The organism is Sphingomonas pruni NBRC 15498 (assembly GCF_001598455.1).
In the GTDB taxonomy this organism is placed as follows: Bacteria; Pseudomonadota; Alphaproteobacteria; order Sphingomonadales; family Sphingomonadaceae; genus Sphingomonas; species Sphingomonas pruni.
This window is the reverse complement of sequence record NZ_BCYZ01000083.1, coordinates 1-17,081: the sequence shown is the minus strand read 5'-3', so window position 1 is coordinate 17,081 and position 17,081 is coordinate 1. Positions and strand designations below refer to the sequence as shown.

General features: G+C 65.5%; 14 protein-coding genes. 9 read left to right on the top strand and 5 right to left on the bottom strand.

Annotated elements, in window-relative coordinates:
• Positions 1–99: 99 nt before the first annotated feature.
• The gene (gene kdpA, locus SPR01S_RS18345; RefSeq protein WP_066592230.1) at positions 100–1,833 is read right to left on the bottom strand and encodes a potassium-transporting ATPase subunit KdpA; all 1,734 of its coding nucleotides are present in this window, start codon (positions 1,831–1,833) and stop codon (positions 100–102) included.
• 10 nt (positions 1,834–1,843) lie between these two features.
• Positions 1,844–1,933 (bottom strand): K(+)-transporting ATPase subunit F, encoded by a 90-nt coding sequence (gene kdpF / locus SPR01S_RS18340; protein WP_066592228.1) that lies wholly within the window; start codon positions 1,931–1,933, stop codon positions 1,844–1,846.
• Between the two features lie 264 nt (positions 1,934–2,197).
• On the opposite strand from kdpF, the gene SPR01S_RS18335 reads away from it, so the two are divergent.
• The 3 genes from SPR01S_RS18335 (at position 2,198) to SPR01S_RS18325 (ending at position 7,319) form a co-directional block, all read left to right on the top strand.
• On the top strand, positions 2,198–4,819 hold the full coding sequence (locus SPR01S_RS18335) for a DUF4118 domain-containing protein (RefSeq protein ID WP_066592225.1): 2,622 nt from the start codon (positions 2,198–2,200) through the stop codon (positions 4,817–4,819).
• Between the two features lie 148 nt (positions 4,820–4,967).
• Positions 4,968–5,567, top strand: coding sequence for an alpha/beta hydrolase (locus SPR01S_RS18330; protein ID WP_066592223.1), 600 nt, complete (start codon positions 4,968–4,970; stop codon positions 5,565–5,567).
• Between the two features lie 81 nt (positions 5,568–5,648).
• On the top strand, positions 5,649–7,319 hold the full coding sequence (locus tag SPR01S_RS18325; protein ID WP_066592221.1) for an ATP-binding cassette domain-containing protein: 1,671 nt from the start codon (positions 5,649–5,651) through the stop codon (positions 7,317–7,319).
• 122 nt (positions 7,320–7,441) lie between these two features.
• On the opposite strand, the gene ypfJ is transcribed toward SPR01S_RS18325, so the two are convergent.
• Positions 7,442–8,359 carry a KPN_02809 family neutral zinc metallopeptidase gene (gene ypfJ, locus SPR01S_RS18320; RefSeq protein ID WP_066592242.1) on the bottom strand — a complete coding sequence of 306 codons (918 nt, stop codon included), beginning with the start codon at positions 8,357–8,359 and terminating at the stop codon, positions 7,442–7,444.
• Positions 8,360–8,466: 107 nt separating this feature from the next.
• Here ypfJ and SPR01S_RS18315 point away from each other — a divergent pair, with 107 nt between their 5' ends.
• From SPR01S_RS18315 to SPR01S_RS18305, 3 genes are all read left to right on the top strand, one after another.
• Entirely contained in the window at positions 8,467–9,600 is a 1,134-nt protein-coding gene (locus SPR01S_RS18315) for a patatin-like phospholipase family protein (protein ID WP_066592220.1), read from the top strand.
• A 13-nt stretch (positions 9,601–9,613) separates the two neighbouring features.
• Positions 9,614–10,399, top strand: a complete 786-nt coding sequence (locus SPR01S_RS18310) for a 3-hydroxybutyrate dehydrogenase (protein WP_066592217.1) — start codon at positions 9,614–9,616, stop codon at positions 10,397–10,399.
• A 172-nt stretch (positions 10,400–10,571) separates the two neighbouring features.
• Positions 10,572–11,090: a DUF4893 domain-containing protein gene (locus tag SPR01S_RS18305; protein ID WP_245662093.1), complete on the top strand. Its 519-nt coding sequence runs from the start codon at positions 10,572–10,574 to the stop codon at positions 11,088–11,090.
• Positions 11,091–11,093: 3 nt separating this feature from the next.
• On the opposite strand, the gene SPR01S_RS18300 is transcribed toward SPR01S_RS18305, so the two are convergent.
• A complete protein-coding gene (locus SPR01S_RS18300; protein WP_066592213.1) occupies positions 11,094–11,663 on the bottom strand; it encodes a hypothetical protein in 570 nt (189 codons plus the stop codon).
• Between the two features lie 525 nt (positions 11,664–12,188).
• Here SPR01S_RS18300 and SPR01S_RS18295 point away from each other — a divergent pair.
• A complete protein-coding gene (locus SPR01S_RS18295) occupies positions 12,189–13,580 on the top strand; it encodes a helix-turn-helix domain-containing protein (protein ID WP_066592233.1) in 1,392 nt (463 codons plus the stop codon).
• Positions 13,581–13,589: 9 nt separating this feature from the next.
• On the opposite strand, the gene SPR01S_RS18290 is transcribed toward SPR01S_RS18295, so the two are convergent.
• A complete protein-coding gene (locus tag SPR01S_RS18290) occupies positions 13,590–14,471 on the bottom strand; it encodes a LysR substrate-binding domain-containing protein (protein ID WP_218016779.1) in 882 nt (293 codons plus the stop codon).
• 94 nt (positions 14,472–14,565) lie between these two features.
• Here SPR01S_RS18290 and SPR01S_RS18285 point away from each other — a divergent pair, with 94 nt between their 5' ends.
• Complete coding sequence (locus SPR01S_RS18285) at positions 14,566–15,093, top strand: lipocalin-like domain-containing protein (RefSeq protein WP_066592209.1); 528 nt, start codon at positions 14,566–14,568, stop codon at positions 15,091–15,093.
• A 136-nt stretch (positions 15,094–15,229) separates the two neighbouring features.
• A complete protein-coding gene (locus SPR01S_RS18280) occupies positions 15,230–16,825 on the top strand; it encodes an isocitrate lyase (protein WP_066592206.1) in 1,596 nt (531 codons plus the stop codon).
• Positions 16,826–17,081: the final 256 nt, after the last annotated feature.

Genomic DNA, 17,081 nt, shown 5'->3' with positions numbered 1-17,081 from the left:
ACGAGGGGCGCGGCGCGGAGGGGACACCCTCACCCGCCCGCCGCTTTGCGGCTCCTCCCCTCTCCCAGCGGGAGAGGGGCAGTGTTTCGCGCCAGACCATCAGAACAGCTGGCCGTGGATCATCGCGAGATGATCGGCGATCGGCCCGAGCGCGAGGCTCGGCAGGAAAGTGAGACCGCCCAGGATCAGGATGATCCCGACGAGCAGGCCGATCCACAGGCCGCCCTTGGTCGGGAACGACCCGGCACCGGCAGGGTGGTACTTCTTGCCGGCCAGGCTGCCGGCGATGGCAAGCACCGGGACGATCATGAAAAACCGCCCGACCCACATCGCGACCGCCAGCAGGCTATTGTACCAAGGCGTTCCCGCGCTGAGCCCGGCAAAGGCGGAGCCGTTGTTCGCGGTGGCCGAGCTGAACGCGTAGAGGATCTCGGTGAAGCCGTGCGGGCCCTTGTTGAGCGGCCCGGCGAGCCCATCGGGCATCACCGAGGACAGAGCGGTGAACCCCAGGATCGACAGCGGCAGCACCGCGATCGCCAGCACCGCGAGCTTGACCTCGCGCGCCTCGATCTTCTTGCCGACATATTCCGGGGTGCGGCCGACCATCAGCCCGGCGACGAACACCGCGAGGATGGCGAACAGCAGGAACCCGTACATCCCGGAGCCGACGCCTCCGATGACGATCTCGCCCAGTTGCATGTTGAACAGCGGGATGAGGCCGCCCAGCGCGGTCATGCTGTCGTGCATTGCATTCACGGCGCCGCACGAGGCGGCGGTGGTGACCGCGGCGAACAAGGCACTCGCGGCGGTGCCGAAGCGGACTTCCTTGCCTTCCATATTGGGGCCGGCGACACCGAGATGGTGGAGGACCGGATTACCCGCTGCCTCTTGCCAATAAGCCACGGTGGCGCCCGCCAGGAACAGGATGGTCATGGCGCCCAGAATCGCCCAGCCCTGGCGCGTATCGCCAACCGCCTTGCCGAACGTGTAGGTCAGCCCGACGCCGATCGCGAAAATCGACAGCATCTGGACCAGGTTAGTCATCGCCGAGGGATTCTCGAACGGATGCGCCGAATTGGCGTTGAAGAATCCACCACCGTTGGTGCCGAGCATCTTGATCGCTTCCTGGCTGGCGACCGGACCCATCGTGATCGTCTGCTTGACGCCTTCCAGCGTGGTCGCGTCGACCGACATGGCAAAGGTCTGCGGTACGCCGCTGAGCACGAAATAGAGCGCATAAACGACGCAGATCGGCAACAGCAGATAGAGCGTGATGCGGGTGATATCGGCCCAGAAATTGCCGATACCGGGCGATGCGGTGCCGCCCGGTGCCGGGTTGGGGGAGGGGCGCCGGGCGAACCCGCGGAACAGCGCGAAGGCAATGGCGATGCCGGTCGCCGCGCTGAGGAAGTTGTGGATCGTCAGCGCCATCATCTGGCTGAGGTTCGACATGGTCGACTCCCCGACATACCATTGCCAGTTGGTGTTGGTGACGAAGGCGATGGCCGTGTTCATCGAGCCATCCGCGCCCACGCCGGGGAGCTTGCCCTGATTGAACGGCAGGAACCCCTGCGCGCGCAGGATCAGATAGGTCAGCAGCACCGTGACCAGCTGGAATACCAGCATGTGGACGGCGTAGCGGCGCCAGCTCTGGTCGGTGTCGGGGTTGATCCCGGATAGCCGATAAAAACCCCGTTCGACGGGGCCGAGCACCGCATGGAGCGGCGTGCGCCGCCCCTCGTACAATGCGAACAACCACAGCCCGATCGGCTTGGCCAGTGCCGCCAGGATGGCGACGAAGAGCGCGATCAGCGCCCATCCCTGAAGCGTCATGACGATATCCTCAGAAGCGTTCGGGCCGCACGAGGACGGCGATGAGGTAGATCAGCAGGCCGAACCCGGTCAGCCCGGCGAGCGCGAGGTGCAGGTTCATCTCAGGCCTCGTCGCACAAGCGCACGAAGGCGAGTGTCGCCAGGAAGAGCCCGCCAAGCACGGCGAGCCAGGTGATGTCGGGCATGATCGGCCTCCTGTTGGATCGGCCGGCGAGATAGGAGCGGACGGCATTAAGGTGCGCGGGCGAAAGCGGCCCGGCGGCATTAAGAAGCCATTAGAATCGCACCGTCGAGACTTGCCTTATCGGCGGTTCGTGCCGATCCCCTGCTTCTGCCTTAGCCGCGACACGGGAGTTTTGCGCAGTTGCTCGACGATAACCGCCCTTCACCGGATGCGCTGCTGCGTGCCGCGAAAGCTGAAGAGCGTGGGCGGCTGAAGATCTTCCTCGGCGCCGCGCCGGGAGTCGGCAAGACGTTCGAGATGCTGCGCGAAGGCGCCGAGCGGCAACGCGCCGGCACCGATGTCGTGGTCGCGGTGGTCGAAACGCATGGTCGCGCCGAAACCCAGACGCTGGTCGAACCGCTGGAGGTAATCGCGCGCCGTCCCATCGATTATCAGGGACACCGGCTGGACGAAATGGATCTGGACGCAGTGCTGGAACGTCGGCCGCAACTCGTCTTGGTCGACGAATTCGCGCACACCAATGCACCCGGCAGCCGCCACCCCAAGCGCTGGCAGGACGTGATGGAACTGCTCGACGCCGGGATCGACGTCTATACCACGCTCAACGTCCAGCATGTCGACAGCCTCAACGATGTCGTCGCCAGCTTCACGCGCGTGCGTGTCCGCGAAACCGTGCCCGACAGCGTGTTCGACGGCGCCGAGGTCGAAGTGGTCGACTTGCCGCCCGACGAACTGATCGAGCGGTTGAAGGCGGGCAAGGTCTATATTCCTGCCGAAGCGACCCGGGCGCTCGATCGCTTCTTTTCCAAAGCCAATCTGTCGGCGCTGCGCGAGATGGCGCTGCGCCGCGCGGCGCAGAGTGTCGATCAGGCGCTGACCGAGCATCTCGATACTCATGCCGTGACAGGCACCTTTGCCGGCGGCGAGCGCGTGCTCGTCGCGGTCAGCGAATTGCCAGGCGCGGACACATTGGTCCGCGCCGCCAAGCGCCTGGCCGACGCCTTGAAGGCACCATGGCAAGCCGTGTTCATCGAGACCCCGCGCGCCGCCGGATTCGGCGAAGAGCAACGGCGCCAGGTCGCCGACATGTTGGGCCTCGCCGCAAGCCTGGGCGCGACGATCGCGACCATCCCCGCGGAGAGCGTCACCGCGGGCTTGCGAGATCAGATCGCCGAGGCGCGGATCACGCAATTGGTGATCGGCAAGTCGAGCCGCAGCTGGTGGTTCGCCTTGCGTCACGGATCCGTGGTCGACGCGATGCTGGCGGCGGGCGAGGGTTTGGCGGTCCATGTCATTCCCGCCGGCGGTGCACCGGCGCAGACCAGAACCAGCGTTCCGCGCGGCGACTGGAGCCTTGCGATCGACGCATTCGTGCCGGTGCTGTTGGTGGCGCTGACGACGGTGCTGACCCGGACGGTCGAGCCGTGGATCGGGCCGGGGGGTATCGACCTCATCTATCTGTTGCCGGTGATCGTCGCCTCGGCGCGGCTTGGGCTGTGGCCGGGTGTCGCGACCGGCATCTTGTCGGGTCTCGCCTATAATTTCTTCTTCCTGCCTCCGCTTTACACCTTCACCATCGCCGATCCGCAGAGCCTGCTGACGCTGTTCGTCCTGATCGGCATCGCGACCTTTACCGCGAACCTGACCGGCCGCTTGAAGATACGCGCGACGATCGGTGCGCGCAGCGCGCAGGAGAATGCGGCGGTCGCCGGGTTCGGCCAGGCGCTGGCGCGCGCGTCGGACTGGCGGAGCACCAGCCAGACGATCTGCAGCGAAGCCGCCCGCCTGCTCGGCGTGACCGTGATCCTGCTCGATCAGCGTGACGGCGAACTCGAATGCATCGCCTCGGCTCCGGGGCCGATACCCGAGCTCGGCACGGTCGACCGCGCCGCCGCCGACTGGGCTTGGGCCAAGGGAGAGGCCACCGGAGTCGGTACCGGCACCCTGGTTTCGGCGGACTGGCAGTTTCAGCCTCTCAAGACCTCGCTCGGCGTGCTCGGCGTGGTGGGTCTGCTTGCCGAGGATGGTGGCAACCCGGTGGGTGCGGATCGCGCGGTGTTGCTGACCACCTTGCTCGGCCAGGCCGCGCTCGCGCAAGAGCGGCTAAAGCTTGAGGACCAGCTGCGCGACGTATCGGTCTTGCGCGAGCGCGACCGGCTGCGCGCGGCGTTGTTGTCATCTATCGGGCACGATCTGCGCACGCCGCTGACATCGGTCGCTGCCTCGGTCGACGCATTGGCGCGGCAATATCCCGATGCCGCGGCGGTACCCTTGGCCCGCGCCGATATCGCCCGGCTGCGGCGCTTCCTCGACAATCTTCTCGACATGGTGCGGCTCGATTCGGGTGCGCTGGCGATCTCCCTCGAAGCGATCGACCTGACCGACGCGGTGGCGAGCGCGGTTCACGATCTCAAGGACTTGTTGCGCGGCGTGCATATCGATTTGCAGGTTCCGGTCGACCTGCCGCTGGTCCGGGCCGACCCGACCCTGCTCCATCACGTGCTGATCAACCTGCTCGCCAATGCGGCGATCCATGGCGGCGACGGGCGCGTCGCGATCATCGGCAAGAGGACACCCGACACCGTGTTGCTGTCGGTGCGCGACCATGGTCCGGGGCTGGAGCCGGGCTCGGAGAAGCGCGTGTTCGATACGTTCGCGCAGGGGCGCGGGAGCGATCGCAGCGGGGGTAGCGGCCTCGGCCTCGCCATCGCCAAGGGATTCGCCGAGGCGATGCAGGTCGGCATCGCCGCGCGCAACCACCCCGACGGCGGCGCCGAATTCTCGCTCGCCTTCGCCGTCTGACCCGATTCCTCCGATCCGGCTCTGCCGGACCTCGATTCGTCGCAAGCCGTTTGTACATCAAAACGATCGGAATAGCTTTGAGTCAGGCGCCGCCGAGTCGGAGGCGCTCGCAAGAACAGAGGCGACGCGCCCGCTTGGGAGAGCTGTCATGGATCGCGACTTCGATACGTCGTTCGACAAGCCTGTTCCGATCATCGTCTCGGTGAAGGGCGATACCCAGATTGCGGCACGATTGCTGCGCGTCGAACTCGACCTTTCCCGCTTCCACAGCGGGCGCTGGGCCTTGCAGCTCGACGCCGTGATGGCCAATCGCGCCGAGCCTGCCGTCATCCTCGCGCAAGGGGTCGCATGTCTGGCGGTGGCTTGGTGGGCCCAGCTCTCGCCGCGCTCCTACCTCCGCAACATCCGCGGCGCGGTGCTGTTGTCGCCGCTCAGCTATGGCTTCGGCCAGTCGGCGATGGCCCGAAACGTGCGGCTGAGTCCGGCAACCAAGCTGCCCTTCCCGTCGATCGTAGCCTGCGATCCCACGCCCGCGGTCGAACAGGTACTGGCGCTGGCCGACAGCTGGGGAAGCCGCTTCGTCGATCTCGGCAGCCTTACCCCCGATCATCCGACCAATCGCAGCGCGATCGGCACGCATGCCGAGGAGCGGCTGGTCGACCTGCTCGCGACTTTGGGCAGCGACGCGTTCGCACGACCAATGCCCGAACGCGCCGATCCGGAGCGGCTACTCGCGCTGGTCGATTAAGACACGGTACGCGGTGACAGCGGTGCGCTTCGTCCTTAACAAGGCGGAGTGACCGGGGGCGACGCCACAAGAACATTGCGCATGATGCTGGCGATCACGCGCGCCCTGGCGGCGATGAGCCCGCGGCGCACGGCAATCGCCCTGGCCCTCGCGCTCGGCGGCGCCGCGGTCGAAGGCGCCGGGCTGCTGCTGCTCGTGCCGATCCTGACCGTGGCGACCGGCGGTGGGCCCGGCTGGGTACGGAATTATGCCGAGAAATGGGGCATTGTCGGCACGTCCCAGTTGATCGCTTGGATGATGATCGCGTTCATGGCGATGATGGTGGTGCGCGGGCTGGTGCTCTATGCGCGCGACCTTTCGATGCAGTCGCTTCAGGCACGGTTCGTCGATGCGCAGCGCCTGCGCATCCTGCGCGCGCTGGCGGTGGCCCCGTGGCGCGAAATCGCCGCGCTCGATCATTCGCGCACGACGACGTTGATCGGGATCGACGTGATCCGGATCGGTACCACCGCTCAGCAATTGATCCAGATGACGGTCGCCTTGATTTCCACTTTGGTGCAGCTCGCCGTGATCGCGGCGCTTGCCCCGGTTCTGGCGCTGGTGGCCGGTGTGGCGATGGTGATCGGTGCGATGCTGATCGCGCTCGGTCAGGCCCGCAATCGCAACAGCGGCGAACAGGCCTTGCGCGCGGGCCAGAACATGATGAGCAATGCCAGCAGCTTTCTGGGCGGACTGAAGATCGCGGCCGCGCAACAGATGCGCGATCGTTTCGTCGACGAATTCGCGGCGTCGCAATCGGTCGCGCGGCGCCGGCAATTATGGTTCCAGCGCGACCAGGCGCGGGCGCGCTTGTGGTTCACCCTGGGAGCGGCGGTGGCATTGGCCGGCGTCGTGCTCGCGGGCATCAACCTGCTGGACGTGCCGCCGGCGCGGCTGATCATCGTCGTCCTGGTCTTCGGCCGGATGGCGGGCCCGGCCCAGGCGATCCAGCAATCGATCCAGCAAGTCGCCTATGGCGTCCCGGCGTTCGAAGCAGTGCGCGATGCGGAGCGGCATTTCGGGGCCTTCGCTCAGACCAGCGCGGAGGTTCCGCCAGCCGGAGCGATCGAGCTCTCGCACGTCACGTATCGGCATCACGGCGGCGGCGGCGTGAGCGATGCGACGCTGACGATCGCCGAAGGATCGATCACCGGGCTGACCGGCGCGAGCGGGGGCGGCAAGACCACGTTGGTCGACATCATCACCGGGCTACTCGAACCGCAACAGGGCAGGATCACCGTCGGCGGACGCGCGCTCGGCGGCGGCTGGGGCGGGGCGATCGCCTATGTCCCGCAAGACGGCTTCCTGTTCCACGACAGCGTGCGCCGCAACTTGGATTGGGGCGATGAGACGATCAGCGAGGACATGATGCACGCGGCGATCGAGATGGTCGGCGCGACCGCGATCGTCGCGCGCATGCCGACAGGAATCGACAGCGTCGTGGGCGAGCGCGGCGCGCTGCTGTCAGGCGGCGAGCGCCAGCGCCTGGCCATCGCCCGCGCCTTGTTGCGCAAGCCCCGCTTGCTGGTCCTCGATGAGGCGACCAACGCGATCGATCAGGCCAGCGAAGGCGAATTGCTGACGCGCCTCGCCGCGCTCGATCCGCGCCCCACGATCCTGATCGTCGCGCATCGCGATTCGAGCTTGCGGCTGTGCGACACGCTGATCCGCGTCGATGATGGGGTGGCGCGAGTGGAGGATCATCCGATTTAACCGTCATGCCGGGCTCGTCCCGGCATCCAGCGTGCCGCTAGCGACAGGCAAGAGGCTTAGGCTACTCCGTCGCTGCCCGCTGTACCCCGGAACACGTCCGGGATGACGGCTGAAGACTAACGTTAGATCGCTCCCGCGAACGTATCGCACTGGCGATAATCGCCGGTGTCGATGCCTCGCTTGAGCCAAGTCATGCGCTGCTCGGACGTGCCGTGGGTGAAGCTGTCGGGCATGACGCGGCCCTGCGTCTCGCGCTGCAGTGTGTCGTCGCCGATCGCCTTCGCCGCGGTCATGCCTTCCTGCAGGTCGTTGGGTTCCATGCGATCACGGTTCTGCGCGGCCCAGACGCCGGCGAAGCAATCCGCCTGGAGTTCGAGCATCACCGACAGGCGATTTCCCTCCACCTCGCTCGAGCTGCGCTGCAGCCGCGTCACGCGATCGGAGATACCCATCAAATTCTGGATATGATGGCCGAATTCGTGCGCGATAACATAATCCTGCGCGAAATCGCCCGGCGCGCCGAAACGCTGCGACAATTCCTGGAAGAAGCTGGTGTCGAGATAGATGCCCTGGTCGCCGGGGCAATAGAACGGCCCCATCGCCGACTGCGCTGCGCCGCAGCCCGACTGGCCGTTACCCGAATAGAAGACTAATTTCGGCGCGACGAAGCGCTGGCCCTGTTGCTGGAAGATCGCCGCCCAGGTCTTGTCGGCGGAGCTGAAGGCGTTGCAGGCCACCTTGGAGCTGGCGTCGATCGTACAGCTCGATTTAGCATCGGTGCCGCCCGCGGGCCGGGTCGCGCTGGTCGGCGCATAACTGCCGCCTGATCCGCCGGTATCGGCGAAGTGCAGCCCGCCGCTCAGCAGGAAGAACAGGCCGGCCACGACCGCGACGCCCAGGCATCCGAACCGGTTGAAGATGAACGGCAGGAACGCGAACAACAGCCCGCCGCCTCCACCACCGAAACCGCCGAACCCGCTGCCGCCTTGGCCACGCTGATCCTCGACATTGATGTTGGGATCGAAGTCGTCGAGCCGCATCGGCTGCCCCTTTTGTCGTTTTCGTCGCGTATCAAAATGCGCGCCAACGCCCATGGTTGCAATCGCCCGATTGATCGACTCGGCCTCTTGGCCCATGCGACTGGGCGATGGTCGATCCCGCCGCCCGCCGCCGCGCCAAGATGCTGCCCTTGCCCGAACAGGTGGCGCTGGTGCTTCAGGGCGGAGGCGCGCTGGGCAGCTATCAGGCCGGCGTCATCGACGGGCTGGAGGCCGCCGGCATCGAACTCGACTGGGTCGCGGGCATTTCGATCGGCGCGGTCAATGCCGCGATGGTCGCGGGCAACCCGCCCGAGCGCCGCGTCGAACGGCTGACGGCATTTTGGGACAAGGTGACGAGCGCGTTGCCCAGCTTCCCGATCTTTCCCGACGACATGGTGCGTGAGACGCTCCACGAGTGGTCGGCGGGGTTCGTCATGCTGGCAGGCGTCCCGGGCTTCTTCACACCACGTGGATTGCCCCCGGTGATGGCCGCCCCGGGAACGGTCGCCGCGCTCAGTTTCTACGACAGCGCGCCGCTGGAGGACACGCTGAACGATCTCGTCGACTGGGATCTGCTCAACGACGGTCCCGTGCGGCTGTCGGTCGGGGCGGTCGATGTCGAAAACGGCAACTTCCGGTATTTCGACAACCGTTTCGAGCGGATCGATGCACGCCATATCATGGCGTCGGGTGCGTTGCCGCCGGGGCTTCCTCCGGTCGAAATCGAGGGCCGGTTGTGGTGGGATGGCGGGCTCGTCTCCAATACCCCGCTCAGCCATGTGCTCGATCACCAGACCGAAGGGTTGCTGGTGTTCCAGGTCGATCTGTTCCCATCGATCGCGGTGCGGCCGCGGACGATCATGGACGTGATGGCGCGCGAAAAGGAAATCCGCTTTTCCAGCCGGTCGCGCGAAATCTCGACGCAATTGATGCGGTTGCGCAAGGATCGCGAGATCGCGCGGCGCGTGCTCGCCAAACTGCCGCCCGAAATGGGCAACGATCCCGACGTCCGCGCGCTCGCCGAGCGGTCGGCCGAATATCCGGTCAATCTGGTCCATCTGATCTATCGCGCCAATGCCTGGGAAGGCGGCGCGCGCGACTTCGAATTCTCGGCGCGGACGATGCGCGAGCATTGGCAAGCCGGTAGCGAAGATGTCGCCGCGACCATGGCCAATGCCGAATTGGTCGCCGAGAACATCATCGACGGCAAGACCGCCGCTTTCGATCTCACCCGCCGCTAAGGAGAAGACCCCAATGTTCCTCAAGGGCAAGAGCGCCATCGTCACCGGTTCGACCTCGGGCATCGGCCTCGCTTATGCCAAGGCGTTCGCCGCCGAGGGCGCGAGCGTGATGATCAACGGTTTCGGCGATGCCGCCGCGATCGAGCAGGAACGCGCCGCGCTGGAGGCGACGAGCGGCGCGAAGGCGCTCTACGACGCCGCTGACATGACCAAGGCCGAGGCGATCGAGGCCATGGTCAAGCGCTGCCATGACGAACTCGGCGGGCCAGACATCATCGTCAACAATGCCGGCATCCAGCATGTCGCCCCGATCGACGAATTCCCGGCCGACAAATGGGACGCGATCATCGCCATCAACCTGACCAGCGCGTTCCACATGATGCACGCCGCTATTCCCTATATGAAGGCGGCAAAATGGGGCCGGATCATCTCGACCGCTTCGGCGCACAGCCTGGTCGCGAGCCCCAACAAATCGGCCTATGTTGCCGCCAAGCACGGCATTGCCGGCCTGACCAAGACCGCGGCCCTGGAGGTTGCGACCCACGGCATCACGGTCAATGCGATCTCGCCGGGCTATGTCTGGACGCCGCTGGTCGAGAACCAGATCCCCGATACGATGAAGGCGCGCGGCCTGACTCGCGAGCAGGTGATGAACGACGTGCTGCTCGCCGCGCAGCCGACCAAGGAGTTCGTCACGCCGGAACAGGTCGCGGCGCTCGCCGTGTTCCTGTGCCGCGACGAGGCGAAGTCGATCACCGGCGCCAATATGACCGTCGACGGCGGCTGGACCGCAGCCTGAGTCTTTTCGGCTTCGCTGAACGAGAGCTCAACATATCGCCTGCGCAACCAACCTTTCGATGGTTGGTTGTCAGGGCATGAAAAGGGCGCATTTCGGGACGCTAATAAGCGCCCTGTTCGTGGTCGCTGTTCCGGCGGTGGCGAAAGACAAAATACAAACGGACTGGCGGCGCGTGGCTACGGCGCACGACCGTATGCGCCTGCGCAACACGCGTCAGGCGTGGCTTGAGGCGCTCGCCAAGGCACGCGCCGCGGGGCAGGGCAAGGCGATCGCGGCGCAAGGCGTGTTGTTTGACCCCGACCGCGCCCTCGCGGACGCCAAGCCGCCCGCCAGCGATTATCGCTGTCGGGTCTTCAAGCTCGGCGGGCAGCGGCCGGGTAATCGCGACTTCACTGCCTATCCAGCCTTCCGCTGCCGCATCGATCCCGAAGGCGGGCTGCTGAGTTTCTACAAGATCGGCGGATCGCAACGCCCGGTCGGGCTGATATTCGACGATGGCGGCGCCCGACAGATCTTCCTGGGCACGCTGTCACTCGGCGACGAGGATATGCCGATGGATTATGGCCGCGACGCCAATCGTGACATGGCGGGAATCGTCGAGCGGATCGGGCCGCGGCGCTGGCGGCTGGTGCTGCCCTATCCGCATTTCGAATCGTGGCTCGATGTGGTCGAACTGGTGCCGATCGGCTGAAGTTCAGCGCACAGCGGAACGTGCGGTGCCGTAGAAGGTCTTGGCGTTGGCTTCGACCCGGGTGACCTGAGGGTTCATCGCCAGCACCGATTCGAGAAAGGCGTGCGGTTTCTTGACGAATTTCGGCTGGATCACCGCGCGCAGGCCCGAACGGCGCGCGGCTTCGGCGACGAAATGAACGCAGTTGCGCTTGCTCGCGCTGTAATGGTGATCGCCTTTATCGCCCCATTCCTCGGTCAGATGGAGCACCGAATCATATTGCGCATCGGTCAGCCAGACCGAGAAATGGGCGAAGCTGCCCATGATGTAGCTACGCGGCGTGATGTCGATCTTGCCGGGCACGTCACCGAACAGGATCGCAGGGGAAATGACCTTGGCGGTGAAGCCATAGGAAATGTCGACCGGCCGCCCGCCCCGATCGGGCGTGCCGTCGAGCGTGAAGAAAGCGTGGGGGAACATCTGCCCTTCTTCGCGCGACCAGAAAGTGATGCGGACCTTGGCGGCGGCGGGCTGCGCGGCGAACGCCACGCAAACGAGCAGGAGCGCGAACGCGGTACGAAGACGGAGATGCATGGCAGGGCTTTAACAAGCGCATGCGGTTCGGGGGAAACAAAATTCCTCCCCGGAACGGGGAGGGGGACCACGACGCGCAGCGGCTTGGCGGAGGGGGCCTGCCACAAATGCGCAATGGGCCGCGAGTTTGCTGAAGGAGGGGCCCCTCCACCACCGCCTTTGGCGCGTTCGAGCGAGATCCTGTCCCCCGGACCCGATCTTGGCTTGCCGGGGGCAAGCCAAAGCTCGGACGCCCCCTCCCCGAGCAAGCTCGGGGAGGAATATAGAAAATGCCCGCCGAGATGAACCCGGCGGGCATCCTTTCCTCCCCAGGAAAGTCGGAAACCTTACAAGACCGACGTGCAGGCGCCTGTCTCTCGCCCGGTCCGATGGCCGAATATCGCTCGCTGGGCGATAACGGAGTCGCCATCGCGAAGGTCTGGCTGTCGATCGATCAAGGGCAAGATCGGTCTTTATGTAAAGTATTGACAACTCGCCTCGGCCGCCGGATCGCTGCGCCAGGAATCATTCCAGTCAAGGATGGGCATGGCGGATCGGAAATTGCTGGCGGGACACGCGGTACGGCGGCTGCGGCGACGCGAGGGTCTTACCCAGGCGGCGATGGCGGAGATGCTCGCGATCTCGCCCAGCTATCTCAATCTGGTCGAGAAGAACCAGCGCCCGCTCTCCGCCGCGTTGCTGGTCAAGCTGGCCGAGACATTCGATTTCGATCCGCGCGCGCTGGCGGCGGGAGAGCCGGGCGGCGGGGCGGCGGCGATCCGGCGGCGGCTGGCCGATCCGATGTTCGCCGACCTTGAGATCGACCGTAACGAGGTGGAGGAGTGGCTGGCGGGTGCCCCGGGGGGCGCCGAAGCCTTTGCCCGCGTGTTCGATCGGCTGGGCCAGGGCTCAGCGACCGGAGAGACCGGCGGGACTGGCGACGTGATCGCCGAGCTACGCAAGGAGATCGAGCGCTGGCGCGGCCATTATGCCGATCTCGACGCGGCGGCGGAGGCGCTGGCCGACGAATTGCGGATGGGCGCCGGCGATCTCTATGGCGCGATCGCCGAGCGACTGCGCGTCAAGCACCAGCTCACCATTCGCGTCCTGCCGGTCGACGTGATGCCCGATCTGTTGCGGCGGACCGACCTCCATGCCCGCCAATTGCAAGTGTCGGAGATGCTCGATGCCGCAAGCCGTACCTTTGCGGCGGCCTATCAGCTCGGCCAGATCGAAGCGCGATCGATGGTCGAGGCGCTGGTTCAGGGTGCGGGTTTCGCCGACCGCGCGGGCGAACGCCTCTATCGCCGCTATCTCACCAGCTATTTCGCCGCGGCGGTAATGATGCCTTATGCCCGTTTCTTGCGCGCGTGCGAGGCGACGGGATACGATCTCGAATTGCTGCAGCGGCGCTTCGGCGCCGGGTTCGAGCAGGTCGCGCACCGACTGACCACGCTGCAGCGCGTGGGCGCGCGCGGGCTGCCGTTTTTCATGGTGCGCGTCGACCGCGCCGGTCAGGTCTCGAAGCGCTTTTCGGGCGCCAGCGGTTCGCCGCTGGTCGAAAGTGACCGGCGGTGTCCGCTCTGGCGCGTGCATTCGGCATTCGACCGGCCCGGCGACCTCATGGTTCAACTGGTCGCGCTCGAGGACGGCGCACGCTGGCTGACCCTCTCGCGCACGGTGACGCCGCAGGGGCGCCGTTATGGCGCGGTGCAGGCCGAATTCGCGGTCGGGCTTGGCGTTTCGGCGGACGTCGCGGGAAGCCTGGCGGTGGCACGGGGAATCGACCTGAAAGGCGAGGCAACGCCGATTGGTCTGGGATGTCGCGCCTGCGCGCGCCCATCTTGCCCGCAACGCAGCGCCGCGCCGGCAGGCCGGGCCTTGCTGGTCAACGAGCGCGAGCGCGGAGTCAGCCCGTTCACCTTCGGCGGCGATTGACGATCCCGACTAGCCGCCTGGTATGTCGGTCATCGCCGCGGCAAGGATATCGTAAAGCTGCCGTGCGGCCGGTTCGAGGACGCGGCCGCCATCATGGATCGACAGGACGAACGGCTCGCCGGACGGATCGGGAAGCCCTTCCTCATTGCCGAGCACGTGCAGGTCGGCAGGGACGCCGATCGGGATGCGCAAGGTCACGCCCAGCCCGGCTTCGACCGCCGCCCACAGGCCCCGCGCGCTCGCGCTGGTCATCACGATCCGCCAGGGCACACCGGCGGCTTCGAGCAAGGCAAGCGCGCGCTGACGGAAAAAGCAGGGTGCTTCGGTCAGTACCAGTGGGAGCGGCTCGTTGCCTGCTGGATCCCAATGCAAGCGGCGGGGCGAGGGTCCGATCCAGATCGCCTTGAGGGCCGCCAGCGGTCTGGCATCGGCGCGGTCGGTCTGGTTCATGGCGAGCGCGACATCCAGTGCGCCGCGGTCGAGTCGGTCGATCAGCGCACGGTTGCGGTCGACGATCGTTTCCAGGCGAATCCCCGGATGCGCGCGATTGAATCGTCCGAGCACGTCGGGAAGCCAGGTTTCGGCGAGATCGGGTGGCAAACCGAAGCGTACCTGGCCCTGCGCCGCGGTCCCCCGGACCGCGATCAGCGCCTCATCGTTGAGGTCGAGGATACGCCGAGCATAAGCCAGCAGAATTTCGCCGGCTGGCGTCGGCGCGAGGCCGCGGCCTTGTTTCGCGAACAGCGGCTCTCCGACCTGGTCCTCGATCTTGCGGATCTGCTGGCTGACTGCCGATTGCGACCGTCCGACGCGTTCCGCGGCGCGACCGAAGCCGCCCAACTGCTCGGCCAGGACCAAGGTCCGGAGCACGTCCATATCGAGATTGGGCATTTTCATACTTCAGAATAACCGAAGCGAAGAATTAAAACTATTCGTTTTTGCCGATGATTGGGTTCGGGTAGCGGGTCCGGGAAGGAGACTTGCCATGTTCAGACTGTTACCGCCGCCGCGTACGATCGAAGTGGCTGCCGCTGCCATCCTGATCGGCGGGTCGCTCGCCGCCACGCCCGTAGCGGCCGAGCGTCCGTCGCTGCCGCGCGAACTGGTCGGGACCTGGTCGCTGGTCGCGGCCGACGTCCAGCATCCTGACGGCAGTGTCAGCCGCGATTACGGCGCCGCGCCACGCGGGAGCATGATGGTGGATACTGCCGGTCGCTACGCGCTGATGATCTACAAGAGCGAACGGCCGCATTTTGCGTCGGGCGACCGCGCCACCGGCACGCCGGAAGAGTATCGCGAGATCGCGTTGGGGATGAGCGTGCATTACGGGATATTGAGCGCGGACGTGAAGGCACACACATTGACCTTCGCGATCGAGCAGGCGAGCTTCGCGAACTGGAACGGCACGAGACAGGTCAGGCAATACGAGTTGAAGGGCAGAGTGTTGCGCTACACCGTCGCCGCCCGCCCCAATGGCGATATCCCGATCTCGGTCTGGCGCAAGGTTGCTTAGGTGTAAATTAAATTACAGGTTATCTACCGATGTTGCGTCTGAAGTCACATCGTGACCGCTATCTACCTCATGGCGGCGACTGATAAAATGTAAATCGATGTACATAACCTCGCATCACCACAAGCGAGGACGTACCGTGACCTACCAAGATTCGATCGCTGCCACCGCTCAGCTCATCAAGAGCCATAACGGCACCTGGGACGGAATCGGCGCCGAGGCGGTGGCGCGGATGCAGATCCAGAACCGGTTCCGCACCGGGCTCGACATCGCTCGCTACACCGCGGCGATCATGCGCCGCGACATGGCGGCCTATGATGCCGACCCGGCCAACTACACCCAGTCGCTCGGTTGCTGGCACGGGTTCATCGGCCAGCAGAAGATGATCAGCATCAAGAAGCATTTCGGATCGACCGAGCGCCGCTATCTCTATCTTTCGGGATGGATGGTCGCCGCGCTGCGCAGCGAGTTCGGGCCGTTGCCCGACCAGTCGATGCACGAAAAGACCAGCGTTCCCGCGCTGATCGAGGAGCTCTACACCTTCCTCCGCCAGGCCGATGCGCGCGAGCTCGGGATGATGTTCCGCGAGCTCGACGCGGCGCGCGAAATGGGCGACGAGGTTGCCGAACAGCGCCTGCTCCAGGCGATCGACAATCACCAGACACACGTCGTGCCGATCATCGCCGATATCGACGCCGGCTTCGGCAATGCCGAGGCGACCTATCTGCTGGCGAAGAAGATGATCGAGGCCGGCGCCTGCGCGCTGCAGATCGAGAACCAGGTGTCCGACGAAAAGCAGTGCGGGCATCAGGACGGCAAGGTCACCGTGCCGCATGAGGACTTCCTGGCGAAGGTCCGGGCGTGCCGTTACGCGTTCCTCGAACTCGGTGTCGAGGACGGCATCATCGTCACCCGCACCGACTCGCTCGGCGCCGGCCTGACCAAGCAGATCGCGATCAGCCACACACCGGGCGATCTCGGCGACCAGTATAATTCGTTCCTCGATTGCGAGGAGATTGCGGTCGGCGACCTCAAGGCCGGCGACGTCGTGATCGAGCGCGACGGCAAGCTGGTGCGTCCGAAGCGGCTGAAGTCGAACCTCTACCAGTTCCGCGAAGGGACGGGGGCGGATCGCTGCGTGATGGACTGCATCGCCTCGCTGCAGAACGGTGCCGACCTGCTGTGGATCGAGACCGAGAAGCCGCATATCGAGCAGATCGCCTCGATGGTCGATCGCATCCGCGAAGTCGTGCCCAATGCCAAGCTGGTCTACAACAATTCGCCCAGCTTCAACTGGACGCTCAACTTCCGCCAGCAAGTCTATGACGCCTGGGTGGAAGCGGGCCGCGACGTGTCGGCCTATGATCGCGCCAAGCTGATGAGCGTGGATTACGACGCCACCGATCTGGCGGCCGAAGCCGACGAGCGGATTCGCACCTTCCAGGCGGACGCCGCGAAGCGGGCGGGGATCTTCCACCACCTGATCACCTTGCCGACCTATCACACCGCGGCTTTGTCGACCGACAATCTGGCCAAGGAATATTTCGGCGAGGCGGGGATGCTGGGCTACGTCAAGAACGTCCAGCGCCAGGAAATCCGCCAGGGCATCGCCGCGGTGAAGCACCAGAACATGTCGGGCAGCGACATCGGCGACGATCACAAGGAGTATTTCGCTGGAGAGGCGGCGCTCAAGGCGGGTGGGGCGCACAATACGATGAACCAGTTCGCGGCGTGATCGAGCGGGATAGCTCCGGCTATCCCGCGACCAAAAAGACATCGCCGCCTGAACCTGGGCGAGCGACGTCCGCCGCTTAATCCCCCTTGCGGCGGACCATGGACGGCCCGGAGGTAAGTAGCCCCTCCGGGCCGTTTCGTTTTGGCGTCATCTCCCTCTCCCCTTGTGGGAGAGGGAAGGGGCCCGCTCGCGGAGCGAGTGGGTGAGGGGGACCCAAGAGCATATTACTCGTGACTCCCCCTCACCCTTCCGCCGC